This window comes from Rhizobium sp. WYCCWR10014 (genome assembly GCF_001657485.1).
GTDB lineage: Bacteria > Pseudomonadota > Alphaproteobacteria > Rhizobiales > Rhizobiaceae > Rhizobium.
In genome coordinates, this window is sequence record NZ_LXFU01000018.1 from 1 (window position 1) to 23505 (window position 23505).

Sequence of the window (23505 nt, forward strand, 5' to 3'; positions counted from 1 at the left end):
CATCTTCACATTGGCAAGCTCGACACCCGTGCCATCCGGCTTCACCCGGATCTTCACGTTGTAGTCGACAACCCGTTTGACTGGGACGAGTATCTTCATGTGGTCCTTCCTTCAGGAGAAACTGGCTTCGGAGACTTTTTTTAGAAAATGCGCGTTCGGACGCCGCTCCGATTGTCGAATGGCGACATGGATACGCGTTTTTCTTCCAAATTCAACGCTTCCATGACGCCGGCAGGCGATTTGCTTCGGCAATATATGGACGTTTACGTTCACGTCAATATTGCGGTCAGCGGCGACCCCACGGAAATCGCTGTGCCGTCCGCCCGTCCGTGCCGGCTGCGATGGCCGGGCCGGCACCTGGGTCGTTTCTGACGGCGCGGGGCGTGACGATCTGCCGGTCGAAGAGCGGCACACCAGGTCGGCGCAACACGAGGATCAGGAAAGCCCCGGCAAGGATGCCGCCGACATGCGCGCCCCAGGAAACGTCGCCGTCAGGTGCGATCGCCAACATGAAAAACTGCTGCCCGATCCACAGAAGCAGCGGCACGAAGGCCGGCAGGGGCAACGGCACACGGAAAAACACCAGCACCCAGACCCGGACGCGCGGATGCAGCATGACATAGGCGGCAACGACGCCGGAGACCGCCCCCGATGCGCCGACCAGCGGTGCTTCCGAGGTCATGGTCAGCAAGCCGTGGCAGAGCGCGCCGGCGGCGGCGCAAACGAGATAGAAAATCAGGAAGCGCAGATGTCCCATCGCATCCTCGACATTGTCGCCGAAGACCCAGAGGAAGATCATGTTGCCGGCGAGATGCCAGAAGCCGGTGTGGACGAAGGCATAGGTGAGGTAGGTCAGCGGTTCCGGCACGATTTCGAGCCCCTGCGCCAGCATCGCATGGCCGAAGGCAATCGCCGGGATATAGCCGAGCCCGACGGTCGTCGCCTGGGCTGCCTGTTCGCTCTCCAGGCTGGTCAAAAGCCAGACCGCGATATTCAGCGCGATCAATGCGAGCGTCACCCACTGAACCTTGATATGTTTCAGCGTATTGGCATCGTGAAGTGGTATGAACATAAAGGCCCCCCGGCGATCGTGAACGCGGCAAGCCTATCTGTTTTTTCCCGGAACCCAAAGTACATCCGCATGGCCCTGGTCATTTGCATGACGCGCGGCGACGAAGAGGAAATCGGAGAGGCGGTTGACGTATTTCATCGCCGGCTCGCCGACGATTTCGCCGTCGGTGCGGGCAAGCGCCACCATCAAACGCTCGGCGCGCCGCGCAACCGTGCGGGCAAGATGCAGATGTGCGGCAGCCGGGCTGCCACCCGGCAGGATGAAGGATTTCAGCGGCTCCAGACCGGCGTTCAGCTGGTCGATATCGCGCTCGACGCGGTCGACCTGCGTCTCGGCGATCCGTAGCGGCTCGTAGGTCGGCGGCTCACCGGTGTCAGGGGTGGCGAGATCGGCACCGAGATCGAAAAGGTCGTTCTGGATCGACATCAGCATGGCATCGAGTTCAGGCAAGCCGGACGTGTACAGCCGCGCCAGGCCGATCACGGAATTGGCCTCGTCGATCGTGCCGTAGGCCTCGACGCGCAGATCGTCTTTTAGCCGGCGCGGGCCGGACACCAGCCCGGTCGTGCCGTCATCACCTGTCTTCGTGTAGATCTTGTTGAGCTTGACCATGGTTTCCCCTTGAAGTCCGGTCAGGTCGGGCGGCCGCCGCCGGTCAGCCAAAGCGTTATCATGATCAGGACGACGGCGATCGCCTGCAACAGGACACGAAGCTGCATCAGCTTGTTGGAACGGTTGGGATCGCCGCCCTTCATCATGTTGAAGAGACCGCGGATCAGGACGAGGGCGACGACGCCCATGACGATGATCGCGAGGATATAGGTGACTGTGGACATGGCGTTCAGCTTTCTCAGTCAGTCCGTCCAGCGCATCAGGCGGTAGAAGAGGTCTGCCGGAAGCAGCCGCTTCAGAAACATGCCCTGCTTAGCCGGAGTCGTTACGGGATAATGTGGCCTCGGATTTTTCGAGTTCAATGCGTGTTTCAACACGGAATAGACCGCTTCCGGGCCGAGTTTATGGCGGTTGACCGGCCCCGATCCGTCGAGTCTCGCCAATTGGCTGATGTAATCGACCGCATGCGGCGAATTCTCGAGGTCGATATGTTCCTTGATCTTTGCGAGCGCATTGGCGGTGAACCGTGTGGCGATCGGTCCCGGCTCGATCAGGCTGACATGGATGCCGCTGCCCTGCAGCTCCATGCGCAGGGTGATGCTGAGGCCTTCGAGCGCGAACTTGGAAGCGGTGTAGGCGCCGCGATAGCGATAGGGGACGACGCCGAGGATCGACGAGCATTGCACGATTCGCCCCTCTCCGCGTTTGCGCATCGGCGGAATGACCTGCCGCGTCAGTTCGTGCCAGCCGAAGAAATTCGCCTCGAACTGCGCGCGCAGCGTTGCCGTCGACAGATCCTCGACGGCGCCCGGCTGGCCATAGGCGCCGTTATTGAAGAGCGCGTCGATGCGACCGCCGCTGCGTTCCAGAACTGTGCTGACCAGGTCGGAAATCGTCTCCGTCCTGGTATAGTCCATCAGGAAGGCTTCGATGCCTTCTGCTTCCAACACCTGGAGATCGTCCGGCTTGCGCACCGTCGCGAAGACACGCCAGCCATCGGCTTTCAGCGCCCGCGCGCAATGAGCGCCGATACCGGACGAACATCCGGTCACGACGATGGTGCGCTCTCCCGCCATGGAATGATTCCTGTACAAAATGGGACTCGTTTCCCATATTCGGCCAGAGGATACAATCTGGAAAGCCGGAGACGGAATGCCGAAGGTACTGCGCACGATCTACGACGTGGTCTATGACGCGATCTGTCACATGGTCGAGGACGACGGCTTCGCCATGGCAAGCCATGTGGCGCTGTCGAGCCTGCTTGCGGTTTTCCCCTTCCTGATCTTCGGCACCGCGCTTGCAAGCTTCCTCGGCGCCGATCAATTTTCCTCGACCGCCATCCACCTGATATTCGACACCTGGCCCGAGGCGATTGCCAAACCGCTCGCCGACCAGGTGCTGCAGGTGCTGACCATTCCGCGCGGCGGGCTGCTGACGATCTCGGTGCTGGCGGCGGCTTATTTCGCCTCGAACGGCGTCGAGGCGCTGCGCATTTCGCTTAATCGCGCTTATCGGGTGCAGGAAACGCGGGCATGGTATTTCACCCGTCTCGCCAGCCTGGGCTACGTGCTGGTCGCGGTCATCATCTTCACGGCGATCAGCATTCTGCTGGTCGCCCTGCCGCTGGCGCTCGATTATTCGAGGAAATGGTTCCCACTGTTCGCCGATACGCTCGACATCGTCTTCAGCTGGCGCATCTACGGCACGCTGGTGGTTCTGACCGTTGGACTGCTGGTGATGCATCTCTGGCTGCCGGCCGGCAAACGGCGCGTCTTCGACGTCATTCCCGGGGTGCTGCTGACACTGCTTCTCTGGCTCGCCGGCGCGCTGATCTTTGCCTATTATCTCGCGACCTTCGCTAATTATACGGCAACCTATGCCGGTCTCGCCTCCGTCATGATCGTGCTGATCTTCCTCTATATGGTCGGCGTCATCTTCATCATCGGGGCGGAGATCAATGCGGCGCTGATCAAGTTCCGGGTCTTCCGGATGTTCTCCCACACGCTTTCGATCGTCGGCAGAGAGCGTGTCGAAAGGCAATCAGAGCCCGACAAGGCGGCGAATATCCGCCCCTGACATGCCCTGGGCGCGCAATTCGCCAAGCCCGCTGTCACCTTGGCTTTTCGAAAGCTTGCGGCCATCGGCGCCAAGAATAAGACGATGATGGTGATAGACCGGCTGCGGCAGGCCGAGGAGCACCTGCAACAGCCGGTGCACCGATGTCGCGGGGAATAGGTCGAGCCCACGCACGACGTGGGTGACGCCCTGCAGCGCATCGTCGACGACCACGGACAGATGATAGCTCGATGGCGCATCCGAGCGCGACAGGATGACGTCGCCCCAGACGTCGGGCTCGGCGGCGATCTCGCCTGTCCTGCCGTCGCCGGTTTCCGTCCAGAACAGCAGTTCGCCGATCAGGTCGAGCGCTTTGCGCATATCGAGCCGCCAGGCATGTTTCTTCCCCGAGGTCAGCATGTTCCGCCATTCGTCTGCCGGACGCTCGCGATCACTTGCGGGATAATGCGGAGTGCCGTCTGGATCGCGCGGCCAGGGTTCACCCGCCGCCTCGTAGGCGACGACGCGCGCCTTCACCTCGCCGCGCGTCAGAAAGGCCGGATAGACCAGTCCGCGTTCGATCAGCGCGTGCAGCGCCGCCTGATATTCGGGAAAATGTTCCGATTGGCGCCGCACCGGGCTTTCCCAGCCGATATCAAGCCATTCGAGATCCCTGAGGATGCCGGCCTCGAACTCGGGCGTGCAGCGCGTCTGGTCGATATCCTCGATGCGCAGCAGCAGGCGGCCTTGTTCGACCTCGGCCATGTCGCGGTTTAGAAGGGCCGAGAGGGCATGTCCGAGATGCAACGGTCCGTTGGGGCTCGGCGCAAAACGAAAGACAGGTTTTTGACGCTCACTCGTGGTCATGCTTTCTTCTGCCATGGATTCGGCTTTTGAACCACTGCGAGGCAAAGTGCAGATCATCCGTAACGAAGACGATGTCAGGCAGGGGCTCGAAGCGCTGCTTCGCCTCGATCCGCGCCTTGCGCCGATCGTTGCGGAGGCTGGGTCCATTCCGCTGCGGTTGCGCGAGCCCGGCTTTGCCGGTCTTGCCCATATCATCGTCTCGCAGATGGTGTCGCGCGCCAGCGCCGAGGCGATCTGGCGGCGGATGCTGCCGGCGGACGGTTCGCTGACGGCCGAAAGTTACGCACTGCTTCACGCCGAGGCGTGGCGCGAATTCGGCCTTTCGCGCGCCAAGGCCGAGACGCTGTCGCGGATTGCCGAAGCGGTCGCCTCCGGCCGTCTCGATCTCTCCGGACTCTGCCTGAAGCCGCCGGGCGAGGCGCTTGGCGAACTGACCGCGCTGAAGGGCGTCGGGCCGTGGACGGCAGAGGTCTATCTGATGTTTTGCGGCGGCCATGCCGATGTTTTCCCGGCCGGCGATGTCGCGCTGCAGAATGCCGTCGGAGCGGCATTCTGTCTTGCCGCACGGCCGCAGGCGAAGACGCTTGCTGAGCTTTCGGCAGTCTGGTCGCCATGGCGCTCGGTAGCGGCACGGCTTTTCTGGGCCTACTACGCCACGAAGATGCGCCGTGACATGGTGCCGATCGGCTGATCGGCAACACTCTTCAAATTGCCTTTATCCTCTGAATTTATTGGACTTCACAATCCTGTAACAACCGGCCTAATATACAGGTGCAGATGCCGAATCGATCAGGAGAGTCCCTTGACGATTGCAGTCTCCCCACAGGCCCTGCCGGCGCTCGTCCTGAACGCTGACTACCGGCCACTGAGTTATTACCCCTTGTCGTTGTGGTCCTGGCAGGACGCGATCAAGGCGGTATTTCTCGACCGTGTGAACATCATTGCAGAATATGAACATTCGGTTTCCTCGCCGAGCTTTTCGATGCGGCTTCCGAGTGTCGTGTGCCTGAAGACTTACGTTCAGCCGTCCCGCAATCCCGCTTTCACCCGGTTCAACGTCTTCCTGCGCGACCGGTTCGAATGCCAGTATTGCGGCGCCCATGACGACCTGACCTTCGACCACGTCATCCCGCGCGCCCATGGCGGTGAGACGACCTGGGAGAATGTCGTGGCAGCCTGCTCGCCCTGCAATCTGCGCAAGGGCAGCAAGCTTCCGAAGCAGGCAGGCATGTTCCCGGCGCAGAAGCCCTACCAGCCGACGGTGCAGGATCTGCACAATAACGGCCGGCTGTTCCCGCCAAACTATCTGCATGACAGCTGGCTCGACTATCTCTACTGGGATACCGAACTGCAGCCCTGATCGAACGGCCTGCAGCGCTGCGCGTCCTTTCTGAGGCGTAAAGGACGCTGCAGCCCTTCGAATGCGGCATAATTTTATGCGGCGGCCTTGCGAACGCCGACAAAGGCGAAGGCCGCGAGCAGGATTCCGGCAATCACGTTCCAGCCCGCAAAAGACAGGCCGAGCACGCGCAGCGCCGCATCGGTGCAGGATGGGCCCTTGATGGTGTTGAGCTCACCGAGCAGATCGCCGGCATTGGTCGTCATGCTGCTTGCCGTGGTCGAGCAGGTGGCCGGGCCCGGCCAGAAGTGCCATTCGACACCGGCGTGATAGACACCCATGCCTGCCGTTACCAGCATCAGCATGCCGGCCGCGAGAATAAGCGCCCGGGTGATCCAGTTCGGCAGGCCGACGAGCTCGGAGATGGCGGCCAGGATCGCGATCGGGATGGCGTAATAATAGGGCTGCCGCTGCAACAGGCAGAGCGCACAGGGAATATAGCCGCCGATATACTGGAAGCCGAGCGCCGTGCCGACCGCGGCCGCCATGCCGATGGCGAGCAACATGGAATAGACAAAGCCGGGGCGGGCGAGCGGCGAGGAAATAGGCATGGCGGAACTCCGCGAGTTTGGTAGAGCATGAGATGCGGATTGAGATTTTAGGCCTGTTCGGCCGAAAATCATCCTCGCCTAGTGAGCGAAAGAGCGGTAGCCGACATATAGCACGATCACCGTCGCGGCACCGATGCCAACGAGTTGGCCGAGGCGCTTCTCGATGAAGTCACGGATCGGCTCGCCGTAGCGGCGCAGCAGCCAAGCGAGGAAGAGGAAACGCGCGCCGCGCGCAATAATCGCCGAAACAATGAAAAGGCCCAGATTGACGTGAATGACGCCAGACAGAATCGTCACGATCTTGATCGGCGGCAAATGCGCAAGACCTGATGTGACAAGCAGCAGCAGGATCCACTCGTAGGTGACATAGGCCTTCATCTGCTCAAAGGCATCAAGCTTGCCATAGAATTCGAGAACCGGCCGCGCCACCGTCTCATAGGCGTAAAAGCCGAGTGCCCAGCCGGCGATGCCGCCGAGCACGGAGGCGACGGTTGCAATCAGCGCATAGCGATAGGAGCGTTCCGGCCTGGCAAGCGCCATCGGCAGGAAGAGCACATCGGCAGGGACGAGAAAGACGGAGCTTTCGACGAAGGCGATGACGGCGAGCCAGATTTCGGCCGATTTGCGCGCGGCCAGAGACATGGTCCAGTCGTAAAGTCTGCGGAGCATTCCGTTTCCTTCCTGTTGCAGTGCAAAAGAGCTTTAGGGGCCGTGCGCGACGCTGTAAATGCTCGCCCGTGTCCTTCGTGCCACCGCCGTCAAAAAATTTTCGTGATGACGGGTGTCAGCGCCTCTCCCAAGATTTCGCAGGATTGCGAATCGGCCATTCTGCGGCAAGCTAATTTAGGGTCGACGTGCAAGGTGGCATGAGAATGTTCAAAGTGATCGAAGGCGGCCGTGGGCGGGCCGTGCAAATGGATGACTGTCCCGAAGAGCGGCGCGGGCCAAGCAAAGACGACGTGCGCCGGGAGGCTGCGCGGCGGATCAGCGAGAGCGGTTATCATCTGTCTCGCATCCGGGAATTCGCGACCGGCGTGCCAATGCTGGCATCTCTTAAATACTTGTCGCTGCAGATCGATTTCGCAGCCGAGACGTTGTCGCGGCTCGACCCGATCCCAGAGGATTTCCGCTCCGACGGCTATTGGCCGGCGGGCTGAAGCAATCACGCTATCGCGATTCCTGCTGACAGGCGGTGATGTTTGCGTCAGGACAGGTCCATCGACTTTTCCCATTGCTGCCGCAGGACGTTCATTTCCGTCCGCTTCTGGGCCATTTCGCTAACGGCGGCGCGCAGATGTGGATGGTGCGACATGAACATGTTGAAGTCGCGCCGTTCGAGCACTTCGAACTGGCAGAAATCGACGGCGATGACGTCGGCGGTGCGTCGTGCGCCAGTCAGCAGCGCCATTTCCCCAAAGAAGGCTCCCGGCTCCAGGCGAATTGCACCGCTGGCGAGCCGCACTTCCACCGCGCCCGAGGAGATGAAATACATGCTGTCGCCGCGGTCTCCGCGGCGGATGACGCGTTCGCCGGGCGGCGCGGATTTCGCCTTGAAGAGTAGCAACAGCTCCTCTTGCGCGTCCTCGTTGACCTGGGAGAACAGCGGGAAAGTCTCGATCAGCTGCTGCATCTTCAGTTGATGCTGGCGCTCGCGCTCTTCACCGAGCGCCCTGATCTTTTCCAGTTCTTTGCCGAGCGCCTTCTGCCTCCTTTTGCCGTAGCTCTCCCAGAGGGAGGGCCACCTCGAATGGATAACTTTCTTCAGGCCGTCGGTTGCGAAGATCACGATCGGGTTGAGTGTGATCGACAGGATCGCGGCAGCCAGGATCAAATCCTGACCCTCATGCGGCAGGAGCCCGAGCGAGACACCGAGGCCGGCGAGGATGAAGGAAAACTCGCCGATCTGGGCAAGGCCGCCGGCCAATGTCAGTCCCATGCTGATCGGATATCTGAGCAGGATCACGATGAGGAAGGTGATGATGCCCTTGCCGAGGATGACGAGCGTCAGCGCGCCGATCACGGCCAGCGGCTGGCGCACCAGGATCGAGGGGTCGAAGAGCATGCCGACGGAGACGAAGAACAGCACGGAGAAAGCGTTCTGCAGCGGCAGCGAGTCGGCCGCCGCCCTGTGGCTGAGCTGGGATTCGCTCATGACGACGCCGGCGAAAAATGCGCCGAGTGCAAAGGAGACGCCGAAGATCGCCGCCGAGCCGAAGGCGATGCCGAGCGCGATCGCCAACACCGTCAGCGTAAAGAGTTCGCGCGAGCCGGTGCGGGCGATCATCGTCAGCAGCCAAGGCACGATGCGAGGGCCGAGGAAGATCGCCATGGCGGCGAAGGCCACAACCTTCAGCAGCGTCAGGCCGATCGTCAGCGCCAGCGGCAGATCGCCGAGGCCGTGGTTGGTCGTAGTACTGGCGTTTCCACCCAGAAGCTCTGCCAGCGCAGGCAGCAGCACCAGCGCCAGCACCATCACCAGGTCCTCGACGATCAGCCAGCCGACGGCGACGCGTCCGCTTGCCGCGTTGACGAGATTGCGCTCCTCCAGCGCCTTCAAGAGCACGACTGTGCTCGCCACCGATAGGCTGAGGCCGAGGACGATGCCGGCGCCGAGGCTCCAGCCCCAGAGTTTGCAAAGGCCGATGCCCAACAGCGTCGCGAGGATAATCCGTCCGATCGCACCAGGCACGGCGATGCCGCGCACGGCGAGCAGATCGGAGGCGGAAAAATGCAGGCCGACGCCGAACATCAGAAGAATGACGCCCATCTCGGCGAGCTGGCCGGCAAGGGCGGTATCGGCGACGAAGCCCGGCGTGAACGGCCCCATCAGGATGCCCGCCATCAGGTAGCCGACGAGTGGCGGCAGCCGAAGCCGGTCGGCGCCATAGCCCAGGATCGCCGCGAAAACGAAACTGACGGCGACCGTCGCGATAAGTCCTACTTCCTGATGCACGTCCGCCCTCTCTTGTGATAGCGGCGGCCACTTTGGACGAAGCGCAAACAAAATTAAACAGTTGATTTGGGGGATGGGCTACTGTTTGAAGCCTTCTTTCTCAGTCCTGGCTAGTGAGGCGCATACGTCGTCCACGGCGCGGTCGGGCCGTCACCGATGTTGGAACCACTTGCGTCTTGTCTCGTTGCCTATTCATCAAGAAAGGAGAACGACATGCGGAAGATGATCTTGAAGTGTACTGTGGCGGCCCTTGCCGTCTGTTCGTTTGCAGCGCCTGTTCTTGCCGACAGCGTGTATGTCAGGGAGCGTTCTTATGATGACGGCTATCGCCACGAGCGGGTACGACCCGGCATCACCATCAGTGAGCGTGGCGTCACTTTCGGCGCCGTACGCGAACGTGAGCACCGCCGCTATCGCGATAATGGCTGCGAAACCAGGAGCGTCACCCGACAGACTGACGAAGGTGAGGTCACCAAGACAGTCCGGCGCTGCAATTAACGAAAAAATATGCGATAAGGACGAAGCCCGGTTCCGACGAGCCGGGTTTTCGCCTTTTGTGGCAAGAATATCTCAATGCGGTGGTGAAAGTCGTCTGTCGGTGTTATGAGCACGCCTTTGGTAAAAGCGCGCTCCCAGCGCAAACACCGCCCGCACAGGATCTTTTAGTATGATTGAGCTTACGCCGTCCCAGATCGCCGCACTTAAACTCGCCAGGGATGGAGACCTTTATCCTCAGCCAGCCAATAAATGGACGCACGAGAACGCGACAGTGACTTATGCAAAAACTGACCGCTGGAAAGAGCGGCCTCAGAAAATAAAATCGGTCACTGCCAAGACGCTGGGCGAGTTGAAGGAGCCGGGTTTTCTGGAGAGGCGGCATCTGGATGACGACGCAACAAAAGACGTCTACGGCATCACGATGGCCGGCAAGATGTGGCTGCTGAAGAATAAATAAGTTTCGCTTAGATGCGAAATTCGTTCCGTAGGGCCACTGGCTGTATGAGGCAAGGGCAAAGCACTTGAGATGATGGTGCAGCTAACCGGAGCATTATAGAACCGGTCCGCCTTCGTTCCTGACGGAACTACGGCGCGACAGCCTCCGCTTAGCTGCTCTCGTCGGCTTGCCAAGCCGAAGCTCACAGAGCGTAGGCTGGTGCCCCATGCCGGAGTCGAACCAGCACTTCTTTCGAAACTCGATTTTGAGTCGAGCGCGTCTACCAATTCCGCCAATGGGGCAACGGATACGAACGGGCGGCTGTCTAACATGCGAGCACCCGCGCGCGCAAGACGGGCAAACGAAGTTATCGGACTGATCCGGTAGAGAGATCCGGCCTCGCTCGAGGCCGGATCTCGTCTGATATCAATGGGCGGCGGCGGGTGCCGGGCTGCTCAGGCCGGACTTCTTCAGCGTGATCGCCAGGATCGAGGCCAGCAGGCAGAAGGCGCCGGCGACGAAGAAGGCGGGCAGGTAGCTCGAAAGTTCCGTGCGCGAGAGGCCGGCGCCATAGGCGGCGGTGGCAGCTCCCAGCTGATGGCCGGCGAAGACCCAACCGAAGACGAGGCCGACCTTTTCGGGGCCGAAGCGATCGGCGGCGATCTTGACGGTCGGCGGCACGGTGGCAATCCAGTCGAGGCCGTAGAAGATGGCAAAGATGGAGAGGCCGTAAAAGCTGAAATCGCTGAAGGGCAGGTAGAGCAGCGACAGGCCGCGCAGGCCGTAATACCAGAAGAGCAGCCAGCGATTGTCGAAGCGATCGGACAGCCAGCCGGAACCGATAGTGCCGAAGAAATCGAAGATGCCCATGACAGCCAGCACGCTGGCGGCGGCCACCGGCACGATGCCGAAATCGCCGCACAGGGTGACGAAATGGGTTTGGATCAGGCCGTTGGTGCTGAGGCCGCAGATGAAGAAGGTGGCAAAGAGGATCCAGAAGGTCGAGGTCTTCGAGATTTCCTTGAGGACAGTGATCGGCGTCATCAACGCGACGCTAAGCGAGGTGCTCGCCGGTGGCGGCGTCACCTGCGTCTCACCGAAGGAGGGCAAGTTGAGGTCGGCCGGACGGTCGCGCATGAAGGCCAGCACGGCAAGGACTGCGACCATGATCATCGCGCAGACGAAAAACACCGTCGAGCGCCAGCCGTAGCGTTCCGTCAGCTCCGCCATCAGCGGCAGGAAGACGAGCTGGCCGGTGGCCGAGCTTGCCGAGAGCATGCCGACGACGAGGCCGCGATGCTTGGTAAACCAGCGGCTGGAGACCGTTGCGGCGAGCACCATGGCCGTCAGACCCGTGCCGAAGCCGACGACGATGCCCCAGAGCAACAGCAACTGCCACAGCGTCGTCATGAATAGCGAACCGACGAAGCCCGCGCCAATTAGAGCCAGTGCGAAGACGATGACCTTGCGCACGCCGAAATAATTCATGAAGGCGGCGGCGAACGGACCCATGAAGCCGAAAAGGATCAGGCGGATCGCAAGGGCCGAGGAAATCTGCGAAGTCTCCCAGCCGAACTCATCCTGCAGCGGCTTGATGAGCACGCCAGGTGCGCCCATGGCGCCGGCGGTGACCAGCATGGTGAGGAAGGTCGCGGCAACGACGACCCAGCCGTAATGGATGTTGCGCCGGGCAAGGGTGGAGGCGAGAGCTGTGGAAACCATGGGCAAGATTCCGTTTGAATTCAGGTTCTAGAAGATACTGGACCGATTTACATGATGGCCATCATATTTCTTGCGTATTGATGATGGACGTCATATATTTTGTCAAGCGACTATTTTGGAGATGACAAATGCGGGTCAGCCGCGAAAAATTTGCCGAAAACCGCGAAAAGATTCTGAGTGTTGCCGGCGTGCTTTTCCGGGAAAACGGTTTCGACGGGGTCGGTGTCGCCGACATCATGAAAGCGGCGGGTCTGACGCATGGCGGCTTCTATGGTCATTTCGGTTCGAAGGACGACTTGGCGCTTGAGGTCAGCCGCAAGCTGATCGACAGGGTCGAAACGCGCTGGAAGGAACATATCGCCGAATCGCCGGACCGGCCGCTGGCAGCGCTTCTCGATCACTATATCCACTGGCGCACAGTTGACGATCCGGGCGGCAGCTGTGTCTTCGCAACGCTGATCCAGGAGGTCAGCCGCAGTCGCGGCGCAGTCCGCGCGGTCTTCAGCGACGGGCTGTCCGTGCTGGTTGATACGCTCGCCGATATCGTTCCCGGCGAAACGGAAGAGGAGCGTCGCGCCAATGCGACGACGACGCTCTCATCGATGATGGGTGCCGTCATTCTTGCCCGCGCGGTCGAAGACAGGGCGCTTGCCGAGCAGTTTCTGGTAACGATGCGCCGGCAGCTCGATCCCGGCAGTCAGACATAATCTCATTCGCGAAAGGCGATGAGCGCGTTGCTCTCGACGATCTCGGTGAATTTCCCCTCCGGCGAGAGCGCGGCGAGTTCGCTTCGCAGCGCCTGCTCGAATTCCATCGTCCGGTCGCCGAGCGCGTGTGGCGAGGTGACGGACATGGAGAAGGCGCGGCCGACGATCTCATCGGCGTTGATCACCCTCTCAGTGACGACGCCGATGCGTTCGAGGTTGCGGAAGGTCGAGCGCAGCAGAAATTCCTCGTGCTTTATCCAATCCTGCCCATGGTGAAACTGCCGGTCGGTCCGCATCCGCTCCGGTGAAAAGGTCTCAGACACCACTCCATCGCCTCGCGCCAGGCAGGCGAAGAAGAAACGTGCCGGTCGCCGAAAAGAGCGACCGTTCCGCCGGGTTCGGTCAGTGTGTCCAGCATCGACAACGTGCCGGCGCGATCCATCCAATGGAACGAGCGGCCCATGGCTGTCATCTTCAGCGGCCCGAAGGAAGGGCTGAGGTCATAGGACGAAGCGAGGACGAACCTCGCGTCGACTCCGGCCGCGATGGCATCTTCTCGCGCGGCGTCGAGCATTTCAGGTTCAGGATCGAGGCCGGTGACATCGGCGTGGGCGAGACGTGCGAAGGCGATGCCGATCTGGCCCGGGCCGCAGCCGAGATCGAGCACACGATCGCCCGGCTGAAGGTCAATCCTAGCGATCACGCGCTCGATCAGCCTGTCGGGATAAGGAACGCGGAAACGGCTGTAATAGGCGGCGGTGGTGCGGAAGCGGCGGGGCTCGAAAGGAATGGTGGTCATGGCGAACGATTCCTCGATGTCTAAGAACATTCGCTAAGGCGGAATCATGACTGCCTTGTGATGACTTGTGCCCGAGACAGTTGCTTGACCGATGGAAGAAGAAGGAGGGGCAGCCGAAAGATGATGCGGTCCCAGCCCTTCACAAGTGAGGAGAGCCGGGAGAAAGTGGCGGCAACCGTGGCTTACTTGAAGCCGGCGATGGCGTGCGGGATGTAGGGTGCTTCCAGTGCCGCGATTTCCTCGGCGGTGAGCTTGACCGAGAGCGAGGCAACGGCGTCTCTGAGATGGTTCGGTTTGGACGCACCGATGATCGGGGCGGTCACCGCACTCTTCTGCAGGATCCAGGCGGTTGCGACCTGGGCGCGGGAGATGTTGCGGGCCTTGGCGATTTCGGCCACGGCTCCGACGATCTTGCGGTCGGCATCGATGGACTGCGTGTAGAGCGTCTTGCCGAATTCGTCGGTTTCGCTGCGTGCCGTCGTCTCGTCCCAGTCGCGGGTCAGGCGGCCGCGGGCAAGCGGGCTCCAGGGGATGACGGCGATTTTCTGATCCTCGCAAAGTGGCAGCATTTCGCGCTCTTCTTCACGGTAGAGCAGGTTCAGGTGGTCCTGCATGCTGACGAATTCGGTCCAGCCGTTCAGCCTGGAGACGTAGAGCGCCTTGGCGAATTGCCAAGCATACATGGAGGAGGCGCCGATATAACGCGCCTTGCCCGATTTGACGACGTCGTGCAGCGCTTCCAGTGTTTCTTCGATCGGCGTCGTGTAGTCGAAACGGTGGATCTGGTAGAGATCCACATAGTCGGTGCCGAGGCGACGCAGGCTGTTGTCGATCTCGTCGAAGATCGCCTTGCGCGACAGGCCGGCGCCGTTCGGGCCTGGCCGCATGCGGTTGAACACCTTGGTGGCCAGCACGATGTCCTCGCGTTTGGCGAAGTCTTTTATGGCACGGCCGACGATCTCCTCTGAGGAACCATTGGAATAAGTATTGGCGGTGTCGAGGAAATTGATGCCGAGGTCGATCGCGTGCTTGATCATCGTCCGGCTTTCTTCTTCCCGCAGGCTCCAGGCATGATTGCCGCGGCCGGGATCGCCGAAGGTCATGCAGCCCAAGCAGATTTTCGACACTTCGAGACCGGTCTTCCCAAATTTTGCGTATTCCATGAAACGACTCCGTGATGAATTGGATGACCCCCAGGCGGCTTTCCATGATTTAGCGCGAGACGGCTAAAGTCGCAGGGTGGCAAATGAAGAATCTATGCTGCATGCGCACAATGATCCGTGATCGAGACTTCTGAAGCCGCGCTCATCGCTATCGATTCCGGCTGCAGCTTGCACATCCTCGCCGCAAGATGTTAGCTGATGCAGCATTTTACCGGAATCCGACCATGCAACTGCCGTCTCACGATCGCTACGACGATCTTTATCGCGATTTCTCCTGGCGGATTCCGGAGGATTTCAATATCGGCCGCGCCGTCAGCGACGACTGGGCGGCCCGGGCGCCCGAGCGCGTCTGCCTCGAACATTTCAGCCCCGACGGCGATCACCGCGCGATGACCTATCTCGCGCTCGCTGATCGTTCCTCAGCCTTTGCAAATGCGCTCGTTTCACTTGATATCAAACGCGGCGATCGCGTCGCGCTGCTATTGCCGCAATCCTTCGAAACGGTGATCGCGCATGTGGCGATCTACAAGACAGGCGCGGTCGCGCTACCGCTGGCGCTGCTCTTCGGCGTCGAGGCGCTGGAATACCGGCTGAAGGCGGCAGGTGCTGTGGCCGTCGTCACCAATGGCTTCGGTCTCGAACGCATCCGGCAGATCCGCGATCGCCTGCCGATGCTGAAACATGTCATCAGCATCGACGGGGCGAGTGCCGATGCAACTGATTTCGCCGAACTGGTGGATGGCTATCCCCCCGTCTTCGAAGTCGCCAAAACCGGTCCGGACGATCCGGCGCTGATGATCTTCACTTCCGGAACGACGGGGCCACCCAAGGGCGCCTTGCATGGCCATCGCGTCCTGCCCGGCCATATTCCCGGTATGCAGTTCGCCCATGAGGGTTTTCCGCGAGCCGGGGACAAAGTCTGGACGCCGTCCGACTGGGCCTGGGCCGGCGGCCTGCTCAATGCGCTGCTGCCGAGCCTTCTGCTCGGCGTTCCCGTCGTGTCGTCGCCAGCGCAGAAATTCGATGCCGACATGGCCTATCGCATCATGGCCGAGATGAAAGTGCGCAATGCCTTCATTCCGCCGACGGCACTAAGGCTGATGAGATCCGTTGCCGATCCGCGCTCGACATATGATCTGGTGCTGCGCAGCATCGGCTCGGCCGGGGAGGCGCTTGGGCGCGAGACCTATGAATGGGCGCGTCATACGCTCGGCATCACCGTCAATGAATTCTACGGCCAGACGGAGTGCAATTTCGTGCTTGCGTCGAGTGCTGCCTATGGCGTCACCAAAGCGGGCGCCATCGGACGGGCGGTGCCCGGGCACCGCGTTGCGATCGTCAGCGAGACGGGCGACGAGTTGCCCGTCGGCGAACCGGGCCAGATCGCCATCGCCAGTCCAGATCCCGTCATGTTCCTCGGCTACTGGGACGACACGGCTGCGACGGAACGAAAATTCGCCAAAGGCTGGCTGCTCACCGGCGATATCGGCCGGCAGGACGCCGAGGGCTATGTGACCTTCGAAGGCCGTGACGACGACGTCATCACCTCGTCGGGATATCGCATCGGCCCGGCCGAGATCGAGGACTGCCTGATCGGCCATCCCGCCGTGCAGCTTGCCGCCGCCGTCGGCAAGCCCGATGCCGTGCGCACCGAGATCGTCAAGGCCTATATCGTGCTTTCACCGGGCCATCATCCAAGCGAGGCGCTGGCCGCCGACATAAGAGAATGGGTGAAGACGCGGCTTTCGATGCACGAATATCCGCGCGAAGTGGAATTCATCGATGCATTGCCGCTGACCACCACCGGCAAGGTGATCCGCCGGCTGCTGCGCGAAAGAGCGGCGGCTGAAGGTTAGCCTCGACCGGCAAGCGACATGATCTTCTCCCGCAGCATCTTCGCCATATTGCGGGTGCTGCGGTACATGTGAAGCTGGGCGGTGACCTGGCGCATGTCGCGGTCGCTGTTCTGCGTGAGGCCGATCACCAGCGTTCCCATCTCCTCGCGCTCCTGCCAGAAGCGGCTCATGATCGGATGATCCGAGACGGCGCAGGAATCGGAGCGGACGATGTTGGCGTCGTCGAGATGCCATTCGGTGAGTTCGCTCATCAGCAGCTTGCCCGGCGAATAGCGGGCATAGTTTTCGTCGTAGGCGGTCTTCCAGGTATAGGCCTCGCCGCCCATCATCAGCACGACGATGGCGGCGATCGCCTTTCCGTTGAGATCGATCGTGTGAATACGCACCGCATCGACGGCGGCAAGGTTCGACACCGCCTCGCGGGCGAAGGCCGTGTGATAACGATCGGTGACGAGCGCGCTTCGCCGCTTGCCCTTCCAGCCACCGGCTTCCATCGCCAGGAATTCCTCGAAGCGGATATGGATTTCGCGCGGTTGCCGGGCGACGGTATAGACCGCCGTTCCCTGTTCCTCCAGCAGGCGCCACTGGCGGCGCATCTCGCGCATATGTGAGGAGGAGATGGTTTTGCCGAGATAGGCCGGCGCCTCTTCCTCGCTCTGCAGCATCGGACGCAGGTAGGGATTGGTAACGGTGACGGGAAGATTGCGGCTGAGCGCCACGGCCTTGATCATGCGCACGAAGATACCGTTCAGCCTGAGATCCGGCAGAACCAGTATGCCGGGCAGATTGAGATCACGCGCGGTCAGTCCCTCGAAAAGGTTGTCGAGGGTCTCGGCGGCATCCTCACCATCGACGAGCGGCGTGCCGAGCGGACCGAAGCTGTTCGACCAGCCGCGGATGATCGACGGGCCGACGGCAAAGCCCGGCTTGTCGACCGAAAACGGCAAGAGGAAGCGCATGCGGCTGCGTCCGGCATTATGATCGCGGATCAGGGCGAAGTTCACCTGCCGGTCTTCGAGCCGCGGCATGGCGGGGGCGAGGAAGCGGCCGGAGAAAAAGACGTTCGGTTCCATTGCCCGGTTGGAAAGGAAATCGAGCTCATCTTGAAGCTCATAGCCGAGCTTACCCGGATAGAGGCAGAGCTCGCGTCCCGGTCGGCCGATCTCGGCACGAGCCTCGGCCTGCGGGGCTTCGAAATGTAGTGCGGCGAGATCATGCACCATGCGGTTTGCGGCGCTGTCGGTGCTTTCGGTAACGGGGGGAACACGCACCATCTATCGAACTCTCATTTCTGGCGTTGCGGCGGAGGGGCTGGCGAAGGCGAAAAGAACGATGCCGAGCGTGCGGCGCACGGCGACATGCAGCAGGATTGCCTCGACGGCCATGGCGGAGGCCGTGGCGATCGCTGTGCCTTCGATGCCGTAATGCGGGATCAAAGCGAGGTTGAGGCCGACATTGGCCGTCAGTGCGCCGGCATAGAGCGCGACGCAGAGGTTCTGTTTACCTGCCATCATCAGCAGAGTTTCGGCCGGTCCGACCAGCGATTTGGCGAGGATGCCGGCGAGCAGGATCGCCATGACCAGATAACCTGATGTGAAGGCGCCGCCGAAGAGCGACAGCAGCAGATGACCGGCCGCAAGCACGACAAGGCCGACCCCGAGCGCCGGCCAGAAGGTCCAGCGAGCGGCGTCGATGGCAGCGGCCGCCAACTGGGCGTGGTCGCCGTCGGCGATGATCGAGGAAAAGCGCGGGCCGGAGGCCGCCTTAACGGAGAAATTGATGAAATGCACCAGCGCCATCGTCTTGGCGGCGGCGAAGTAGATGGCGACGTCGTGCGGCTCGAGGAAGATGCCGACGACGACGACATCGGAATTGGTCAGCAGGAAGCTCACGCCCTCGATCAGGAAAATCGGGAAGGCGACGCTGAACCAGGCGAGGAAATCGACCTTGCGCGGGCCGTCGTCATAATGCCGGCGCAGGCGGTAGAGCGTTGCGGCATACTGGCCGAGGGCGGTGACGAAAGTGGCGACGAGTGCTGCCTGCATCGCGGTGACGGCCGTGTGCTCGGCGCCGATGGCAATCGCGATCAGCATGAAAAGGATGATGAGGATCGGGCGGACGATATAGACGGGGCTCAGCGCCATCACCGGCCAATGGTTTGCCCGTGACGTGCCTTCCAGAATGTCGCCGAGCGCGATCATCGGCATGGCGAGCAGGCCGATGAAGATCGGGACGAGATAATAGACCTGGATCATATCGCCGAAGAAATGCAACCCGAGCATGCCGGCTGCGAGCACCGCCGTGCCGGACAGCAGCGCAAAGATGCGCGCTGTGCCGGTCAGGCCGCGGATTTCCTCGAAAGCACCCGCTGCCTTGTATTGCGGCAGGAAGCGGACGATCGCAGTGTGAAAACCGAGGCATGAGAGATCACCGAAGACGACGACCAGCACCCAGACGAAAACGAAGATGCCGTATTCATATTCGCCCATCAGCCGGGCGAGCACGATCTGCGAGACGAAGGCGAGTGCTGCGCTGAGGATGCGGATCGAAAAGGCCGTCAGCGCCATGCGCTGGGCGGCAGCCCTCTCACCGCGTTCGGTGAGCACGGCAGCAAGCAAACGCAGCGTGCGGCCGCCGATCGGGCGCAGGCCCGCGGGCAGCATCTTCTCCGCTGTTTCTATGACCGCCATGATGAACACGCAAAACTCTGAGGTCAGGCAAATCGCCCCTGAAGTCTTGACAGAACAGGGTTAAGAAACGGTTCCGGATCGGGTCTGCCGCCTGACGCTGAAATTCTGGCTCTCCGGCATTGCCGCAGAAAAGAAAATGCCGCCCGGAGGCGGCACTTTCGCTGACATTTAAGGCTTGCCTCAGACCTGCTCGAAGGCGCCGTGGCAATGCTTGTATTTCTTGCCCGAACCGCAGGGGCAGGTCTCGTTGCGGCCGACCTTGCCCCAGGTGGCTGGGTCATCCGGGTTGCGGTTTTCAGGAGAAACGATGACTTCCGATGCCTGGTAGATCGCCGGGGCGAAATCGTCCTCGCCGGTCGTCGGATCCAGGTGATGGGCCTGCATCAGCGGCGGTTCAGGCTCGGCAGGGGCCTGCTGCACCAGTTCGACGCGCATCAGCTGGGCGGTGACGGCCTCGCGCAGATTGTTGAGCAGCGCCGTGAAGAGCTCGAAGGCCTCCGACTTGTATTCCTGCAGCGGATCGCGCTGGGCATAGCCGCGGAAGCCGATGACGGAGCGCAGATGGTCGAGGTTGACGATGTGCTCGCGCCAGAGATGATCGAGCGTCTGCATGACGATCGAGCGTTCGACATAATGCATGATGTCGTCGCCGAAACGCTCGGCCTTTTCCGTGAAGGCCGCATTGGCGGCTTCCGTCAGGCGCTCGCGGATGTCGTCCTCGCCGATGCCTTCTTCCTTCACCCAGTCCTCGACCGGCAGGTCGAGATTGAGGATGTTCAAAGCCCCGGTCTTCAGGCCGGCGGCGTCCCATTGTTCAGCATAGGCGCGTTCGGGGATATGCTTTTCGACCATGTCCTCGATCACCTCACGGCGCATGTCGGAAACGGTCTCGGAAATATTGGTCGATTCCATCAGTTCGAGGCGCTGCTCGAAGACCACCTTGCGCTGATCGTTGAGAACGTCGTCATACTTCAGGAGGTTCTTGCGGATGTCGAAGTTGCGGGCTTCGACCTTCTTCTGGGCGCGCTCCAGGGCCTTGTTGATCCAGGGATGGACGATCGCCTCGCCCTCCTTAAGGCCGAGCTTGGTCAGCATGCTGTCCATGCGGTCGGAGCCGAAGATGCGCATCAGGTCGTCCTGAAGCGACAGGTAGAACTTCGAGCGGCCGGGGTCGCCCTGACGGCCGGAGCGGCCGCGCAGCTGGTTGTCGATGCGGCGGCTTTCATGGCGTTCGGTGGCGATGACGTAGAGGCCACCGGCTTCAAGCGCCTTCTGCTTGAGTTCCTTGATCTCCTCGATGATCGCCTGGATCCGGGCGTCACGCTCCGGACCGGCTTCGACTTCGCCGAGTTCGCGCTCGATGCGCATGTCGAGGTTGCCGCCGAGCTGGATGTCGGTGCCGCGGCCGGCCATGTTGGTGGCGATGGTGATGGCACCCGGCACGCCGGCCTGAGCGACGATATAGGCTTCCTGCTCGTGGTAGCGGGCGTTCAGCACTTTGAAGTCGTCGAAGCCCTGCTTGCGCAGGCGCTCGGCAAGCAGTTCCGATTTCTCGATCGAGGTGGTGCCGACCAGCACCGGCTGGCCGCGCTTGTGGGCATCGAGGATCTCCTCGATGATCGCTTTGAACTTCTCGTCGAAGGTCCGGTAGACCTCGTCGTCCTCGTCGAGGCGCTTGATCGGCAGGTTGGTCGGGACCTCGATGACATCGAGATTGTAGATATTGGCGAATTCTTCCGCTTCCGTCTGCGCCGTGCCGGTCATGCCGGCGAGCTTGTCGTACATGCGGAAGTAGTTCTGGAAGGTGATCGAGGCCAGCGTCTGGTTTTCCGGCTGGATCTGCACCTTTTCCTTGGCTTCGAGCGCCTGGTGCTGGCCTTCCGAATAGCGGCGGCCCGGCATCATGCGGCCGGTGAACTCGTCGATGATGACGACTTCGTCGTTGCGGACGATATAGTCCTTGTCGCGCTGGAAGAGCTTGTGGGCCTTCAGCGCGTTGTTGACGTGGTGGACGATCGCAACGTTCTCGATGTCGTAGAGCGCATTGCCCTTCAGGAGGCCGGCCTGGCGGAGCAGGTTTTCCAGCTTCTCGGTGCCCTCTTCGGAGAAGTTGGCGGAGCGCTGCTTCTCGTCGATCTCGTAGTCGCTGGGCACCAGCAGCGGAATGTAGGCGTCGATCGTATTGTAGAGTTCAGAGCGGTCGTCGAGCGGACCGGAGATGATCAGCGGCGTACGCGCCTCGTCGACGAGGATCGAGTCCACTTCGTCGACGATTGCGAAGTTGTGGCCGCGCTGAACCATCTGGTTCTTCTCGTACTTCATGTTATCGCGCAGATAATCGAAGCCGAGTTCGTTGTTGGTGGCGTAGGTGATGTCGCAGGCATAGGCCGCGTGGCGTTCCTCGTCGGAAAGGCCGTGGACGATGACGCCGGTGGTCATGCCGAGGAAGCCGTAGACGCGGCCCATGGTGGCGGCGTCGCGCTGGGCGAGGTAATCGTTGACGGTGACGACGTGCACACCCTTGCCGGAAAGCGCGTTCAGATAGACCGGCAAGGTGGCGACGAGGGTCTTGCCTTCGCCGGTCTTCATCTCGGCGATCGCATTCGAATGCAGGATCATGCCGCCGACCAGCTGTACGTCAAAAGGTCGCAGGCCGAGAACGCGGCGCGAGGCTTCGCGCACGACGGCAAAGGCCGGGATCAGAATGTCGTCGAGCGTCTTGCCCTCGGCGAGCAAGGCGCGAAACTCCACGGTCTTTGCCGCGAGCTGCTCGTCCGTCAGGGCCTTCGTCTTCTCTTCGATAGAGTTGATGGCAGTGACGTTCGGCTGGTAGGACCGCACGCGGCGGTCGTTGGAAGACCCAAATAACTTGCGGGCTATACCGCCAAAGCTGACCATATGACTGGCCCTTTCTCAATATTCATCCCCGGCGTTTCTTGTTCGCGGCCCAGCCGAAAATCAGGCGCGCGCCTTAAAACGCCCGGAAACTGTTCTGGACGCGAGGTTGCGTGACAGATAAGAGGGGGGTCGAATGATGTCAACGGATTTGGCGGATACAGAAAGGCCACAATCCGGTGTTGATGGCTATTTTGGGCTGGATTCAGGGGATGCTGAAACCGGCAATGTAACTGTGAAGGGTATTTCATGTTGAGCACCAACAAACTTGCCGTTCTGGCGTTTGCAACCTTTGTTGCGCTCCAGGCACCGGCCTATGCGGATGACGCCGTCATCGCCAAGGTCGGCACCTTGGAGATCCACCAGTCGGAACTCGACCTCGCGGTCGCCAATCTCGACCCCCAGCTGGCGCAGCTTCCCGATGACCAGAAGAAGGTCGCAGCCCTTTCGGCCGCCATCGACGTGAAGCTGCTTGCCGCCGACGCTGCGGCCGAGAAGCTCGATCAGACCGACGAATTCAAGAAGCGCATGCAGTATCTCACCGACCGCGAGCTGCACAATGCCTACTTCAAGAAGCATGTCGTCGACATCGTGACGCCTGAGGAAGTCAAGGCTCGCTACGACAAGGAAGTCGCTGCCCTGCCGAAGCAGGAGGAAGTCCACGCCCGTCATATTCTCGTCAAGACCGAGGACGAAGCCAAGGACATCATCAAGCAGCTCGACGCCGGCAAGGATTTCGCCGAACTCGCCAAGGAAAAGTCCACCGATCCGAACAAGTCGGAAGGCGGCGATCTCGGCTATTTCTCGCGCGGCCGCATGGTCAAGGAATTCGAAGACGCGGCCTTTGCGCTCGAGAAGGGCACCTATTCCAAGACGCCGGTTAAGACCGATTTCGGCTTCCACGTCATCAAGGTCGAGGATAAGCGCGACGCTCCGCCGCCGCCCTTCGAGCAGGTGCAGGATCAGGTTCGTCAGCTCGTCATGCGTGACAAGTATCTTGAGCTTCTGAACAAGGCGAAGGCCTCCGCCAAGATCGAGATCACGGACGAGACGCTGCGCAAGGGTTACGACCAGGCCAACAAGCAGCCGGAGCCGGGCAGTGAGCCCGTCGCGCCGGCACCGCAGCAGTAATAAGCGCATCAGGGCCCGGTTCTTCCGGGCCCTTCATTAGATCCGGATGATTTGGGCCTGATCGACCTGAAATCTGAATCCGGATCTAAATCAAAAAGC

The 23505-nt window shown here is 61.2% G+C and carries 22 protein-coding genes, 1 tRNA gene and 2 pseudogenes; 9 read left to right on the plus strand and 16 right to left on the minus strand.

The genetic code is table 11. The features are described from left to right. The 5 genes and pseudogenes from A6U98_RS36615 to A6U98_RS00875 form a co-directional block, all read right to left on the minus strand. A pseudogene (locus tag A6U98_RS36615) lies at nucleotides 1-99 on the minus strand (electron transfer flavoprotein subunit beta/FixA family protein); the annotation flags it as partial. Between the two features lie 187 nt (nucleotides 100-286). Further along, entirely contained in the window at nucleotides 287-1072 is a 786-nt protein-coding gene (locus A6U98_RS00860; RefSeq protein WP_033182077.1) for a rhomboid family intramembrane serine protease, read from the minus strand. A 33-nt stretch (nucleotides 1073-1105) separates the two neighbouring features. After that, on the minus strand, nucleotides 1106-1684 hold the full coding sequence (locus A6U98_RS00865; RefSeq protein ID WP_064647230.1) for a cob(I)yrinic acid a,c-diamide adenosyltransferase: 579 nt from the start codon (nucleotides 1682-1684) through the stop codon (nucleotides 1106-1108). Nucleotides 1685-1704: 20 nt separating this feature from the next. Then, a complete protein-coding gene (locus A6U98_RS00870) occupies nucleotides 1705-1908 on the minus strand; it encodes a twin transmembrane helix small protein (protein WP_064647232.1) in 204 nt (67 codons plus the stop codon). A gap of 18 nt (nucleotides 1909-1926) precedes the next feature. Beyond that, entirely contained in the window at nucleotides 1927-2760 is an 834-nt protein-coding gene (locus A6U98_RS00875) for an SDR family oxidoreductase (RefSeq protein WP_064647233.1), read from the minus strand. Between the two features lie 76 nt (nucleotides 2761-2836). Here A6U98_RS00875 and A6U98_RS00880 point away from each other — a divergent pair, with 76 nt between their 5' ends. Beyond that, complete coding sequence (locus A6U98_RS00880) at nucleotides 2837-3760, plus strand: YihY/virulence factor BrkB family protein (RefSeq protein WP_064647236.1); 924 nt, start codon at nucleotides 2837-2839, stop codon at nucleotides 3758-3760. On the opposite strand, the gene gluQRS is transcribed toward A6U98_RS00880, so the two are convergent. Further along, nucleotides 3725-4606 (minus strand): tRNA glutamyl-Q(34) synthetase GluQRS, encoded by an 882-nt coding sequence (gluQRS, locus tag A6U98_RS00885; protein WP_064647237.1) that lies wholly within the window; start codon nucleotides 4604-4606, stop codon nucleotides 3725-3727. The genes A6U98_RS00880 and gluQRS overlap by 36 nt on opposite strands. Here gluQRS and A6U98_RS00890 point away from each other — a divergent pair. Together A6U98_RS00890 and A6U98_RS00895 are read left to right on the plus strand one after the other, a co-directional pair. Further along, nucleotides 4605-5297, plus strand: a complete 693-nt coding sequence (locus A6U98_RS00890; protein WP_064647239.1) for a DNA-3-methyladenine glycosylase — start codon at nucleotides 4605-4607, stop codon at nucleotides 5295-5297. The two genes, gluQRS and A6U98_RS00890, sit on opposite strands and share 2 nt — an antisense overlap. A gap of 111 nt (nucleotides 5298-5408) precedes the next feature. Beyond that, on the plus strand, nucleotides 5409-5966 hold the full coding sequence (locus tag A6U98_RS00895) for an HNH endonuclease (protein ID WP_004671754.1): 558 nt from the start codon (nucleotides 5409-5411) through the stop codon (nucleotides 5964-5966). A gap of 74 nt (nucleotides 5967-6040) precedes the next feature. Here A6U98_RS00895 and A6U98_RS00900 read toward each other — a convergent pair whose 3' ends face one another. Then, nucleotides 6041-6556: a disulfide bond formation protein B gene (locus A6U98_RS00900; protein ID WP_064647241.1), complete on the minus strand. Its 516-nt coding sequence runs from the start codon at nucleotides 6554-6556 to the stop codon at nucleotides 6041-6043. A gap of 78 nt (nucleotides 6557-6634) precedes the next feature. Beyond that, nucleotides 6635-7225: a YqaA family protein gene (locus A6U98_RS00905; RefSeq protein WP_064647243.1), complete on the minus strand. Its 591-nt coding sequence runs from the start codon at nucleotides 7223-7225 to the stop codon at nucleotides 6635-6637. A 197-nt stretch (nucleotides 7226-7422) separates the two neighbouring features. Between A6U98_RS00905 and A6U98_RS00910 the strand changes: the two genes are divergently transcribed. Next, nucleotides 7423-7713, plus strand: a complete 291-nt coding sequence (locus tag A6U98_RS00910; protein WP_064647245.1) for a hypothetical protein — start codon at nucleotides 7423-7425, stop codon at nucleotides 7711-7713. Between the two features lie 47 nt (nucleotides 7714-7760). Here the strand turns inward: A6U98_RS00910 and A6U98_RS00915 are convergent, their stop codons facing one another. Further along, nucleotides 7761-9509, minus strand: a complete 1749-nt coding sequence (locus A6U98_RS00915; RefSeq protein WP_064647247.1) for a cation:proton antiporter — start codon at nucleotides 9507-9509, stop codon at nucleotides 7761-7763. 213 nt (nucleotides 9510-9722) lie between these two features. Here A6U98_RS00915 and A6U98_RS00920 point away from each other — a divergent pair, with 213 nt between their 5' ends. Together A6U98_RS00920 and A6U98_RS00925 are read left to right on the plus strand one after the other, a co-directional pair. After that, nucleotides 9723-10007: a hypothetical protein gene (locus tag A6U98_RS00920; protein WP_064647249.1), complete on the plus strand. Its 285-nt coding sequence runs from the start codon at nucleotides 9723-9725 to the stop codon at nucleotides 10005-10007. A gap of 169 nt (nucleotides 10008-10176) precedes the next feature. Beyond that, nucleotides 10177-10464: a hypothetical protein gene (locus A6U98_RS00925; protein WP_012759154.1), complete on the plus strand. Its 288-nt coding sequence runs from the start codon at nucleotides 10177-10179 to the stop codon at nucleotides 10462-10464. A 196-nt stretch (nucleotides 10465-10660) separates the two neighbouring features. Here the strand turns inward: A6U98_RS00925 and A6U98_RS00930 are convergent. Together A6U98_RS00930 and A6U98_RS00935 are read right to left on the minus strand one after the other, a co-directional pair. Continuing rightward, a tRNA-Leu gene (locus tag A6U98_RS00930) sits at nucleotides 10661-10745 on the minus strand. 124 nt (nucleotides 10746-10869) lie between these two features. After that, nucleotides 10870-12165, minus strand: coding sequence for an MFS transporter (locus A6U98_RS00935; protein WP_064647251.1), 1296 nt, complete (start codon nucleotides 12163-12165; stop codon nucleotides 10870-10872). Nucleotides 12166-12293: 128 nt separating this feature from the next. Between A6U98_RS00935 and A6U98_RS00940 the strand changes: the two genes are divergently transcribed. Beyond that, complete coding sequence (locus tag A6U98_RS00940) at nucleotides 12294-12872, plus strand: TetR/AcrR family transcriptional regulator (protein WP_064647253.1); 579 nt, start codon at nucleotides 12294-12296, stop codon at nucleotides 12870-12872. Between the two features lie 2 nt (nucleotides 12873-12874). Here A6U98_RS00940 and A6U98_RS00945 read toward each other — a convergent pair. Both A6U98_RS00945 and A6U98_RS00950 read right to left on the minus strand, forming a co-directional pair. Beyond that, a pseudogene (locus A6U98_RS00945) lies at nucleotides 12875-13671 on the minus strand (methyltransferase domain-containing protein). Between the two features lie 182 nt (nucleotides 13672-13853). Further along, nucleotides 13854-14834 (minus strand): aldo/keto reductase, encoded by a 981-nt coding sequence (locus A6U98_RS00950; protein WP_064647255.1) that lies wholly within the window; start codon nucleotides 14832-14834, stop codon nucleotides 13854-13856. A 224-nt stretch (nucleotides 14835-15058) separates the two neighbouring features. Between A6U98_RS00950 and A6U98_RS00955 the strand changes: the two genes are divergently transcribed. Next, nucleotides 15059-16690 (plus strand): AMP-binding protein, encoded by a 1632-nt coding sequence (locus A6U98_RS00955; protein WP_064647257.1) that lies wholly within the window; start codon nucleotides 15059-15061, stop codon nucleotides 16688-16690. Here A6U98_RS00955 and A6U98_RS00960 read toward each other — a convergent pair. From A6U98_RS00960 to secA, 3 genes are all read right to left on the minus strand, one after another. Further along, nucleotides 16687-17964 (minus strand): GNAT family N-acetyltransferase, encoded by a 1278-nt coding sequence (locus A6U98_RS00960; RefSeq protein ID WP_064647259.1) that lies wholly within the window; start codon nucleotides 17962-17964, stop codon nucleotides 16687-16689. The genes A6U98_RS00955 and A6U98_RS00960 overlap by 4 nt on opposite strands. Then, entirely contained in the window at nucleotides 17965-19380 is a 1416-nt protein-coding gene (locus tag A6U98_RS00965; RefSeq protein ID WP_064647261.1) for an oligosaccharide flippase family protein, read from the minus strand. A 180-nt stretch (nucleotides 19381-19560) separates the two neighbouring features. After that, nucleotides 19561-22278: a preprotein translocase subunit SecA gene (gene secA, locus A6U98_RS00970; protein ID WP_064647263.1), complete on the minus strand. Its 2718-nt coding sequence runs from the start codon at nucleotides 22276-22278 to the stop codon at nucleotides 19561-19563. A gap of 246 nt (nucleotides 22279-22524) precedes the next feature. Here secA and A6U98_RS00975 point away from each other — a divergent pair, with 246 nt between their 5' ends. Further along, a complete protein-coding gene (locus tag A6U98_RS00975; protein WP_064647265.1) occupies nucleotides 22525-23406 on the plus strand; it encodes a peptidylprolyl isomerase in 882 nt (293 codons plus the stop codon). Nucleotides 23407-23505 lie beyond the last annotated feature (99 nt).

Bases quoted from the DNA above. Each gene is read 5' to 3' on its own strand.
- A6U98_RS00960 (WP_064647259.1), bottom strand. From the start codon at position 17,964: ATGGTGCGTGTTCCCCCCGTTACCGAAAGCACCGACAGCGCCGCAAAC.
- A6U98_RS00860 (WP_033182077.1), bottom strand. From the start codon at position 1,072: ATGTTCATACCACTTCACGATGCCAATACGCTGAAACATATCAAGGTT.
- secA (WP_064647263.1), bottom strand. From the start codon at position 22,278: ATGGTCAGCTTTGGCGGTATAGCCCGCAAGTTATTTGGGTCTTCCAAC.
- A6U98_RS00910 (WP_064647245.1), top strand. From the start codon at position 7,423: ATGAGAATGTTCAAAGTGATCGAAGGCGGCCGTGGGCGGGCCGTGCAA.
- A6U98_RS00950 (WP_064647255.1), bottom strand. From the start codon at position 14,834: ATGGAATACGCAAAATTTGGGAAGACCGGTCTCGAAGTGTCGAAAATC.
- A6U98_RS00935 (WP_064647251.1), bottom strand. From the start codon at position 12,165: ATGGTTTCCACAGCTCTCGCCTCCACCCTTGCCCGGCGCAACATCCAT.
- A6U98_RS00920 (WP_064647249.1), top strand. From the start codon at position 9,723: ATGCGGAAGATGATCTTGAAGTGTACTGTGGCGGCCCTTGCCGTCTGT.
- A6U98_RS00880 (WP_064647236.1), top strand. From the start codon at position 2,837: ATGCCGAAGGTACTGCGCACGATCTACGACGTGGTCTATGACGCGATC.
- A6U98_RS00975 (WP_064647265.1), top strand. From the start codon at position 22,525: ATGTTGAGCACCAACAAACTTGCCGTTCTGGCGTTTGCAACCTTTGTT.
- gluQRS (WP_064647237.1), bottom strand. From the start codon at position 4,606: ATGACCACGAGTGAGCGTCAAAAACCTGTCTTTCGTTTTGCGCCGAGC.
- A6U98_RS00865 (WP_064647230.1), bottom strand. From the start codon at position 1,684: ATGGTCAAGCTCAACAAGATCTACACGAAGACAGGTGATGACGGCACG.
- A6U98_RS00900 (WP_064647241.1), bottom strand. From the start codon at position 6,556: ATGCCTATTTCCTCGCCGCTCGCCCGCCCCGGCTTTGTCTATTCCATG.
- A6U98_RS00870 (WP_064647232.1), bottom strand. From the start codon at position 1,908: ATGTCCACAGTCACCTATATCCTCGCGATCATCGTCATGGGCGTCGTC.
- A6U98_RS00940 (WP_064647253.1), top strand. From the start codon at position 12,294: ATGCGGGTCAGCCGCGAAAAATTTGCCGAAAACCGCGAAAAGATTCTG.
- A6U98_RS00875 (WP_064647233.1), bottom strand. From the start codon at position 2,760: ATGGCGGGAGAGCGCACCATCGTCGTGACCGGATGTTCGTCCGGTATC.
- A6U98_RS00925 (WP_012759154.1), top strand. From the start codon at position 10,177: ATGATTGAGCTTACGCCGTCCCAGATCGCCGCACTTAAACTCGCCAGG.
- A6U98_RS00955 (WP_064647257.1), top strand. From the start codon at position 15,059: ATGCAACTGCCGTCTCACGATCGCTACGACGATCTTTATCGCGATTTC.
- A6U98_RS00890 (WP_064647239.1), top strand. From the start codon at position 4,605: ATGCTTTCTTCTGCCATGGATTCGGCTTTTGAACCACTGCGAGGCAAA.
- A6U98_RS00905 (WP_064647243.1), bottom strand. From the start codon at position 7,225: ATGCTCCGCAGACTTTACGACTGGACCATGTCTCTGGCCGCGCGCAAA.
- A6U98_RS00965 (WP_064647261.1), bottom strand. From the start codon at position 19,380: ATGGCGGTCATAGAAACAGCGGAGAAGATGCTGCCCGCGGGCCTGCGC.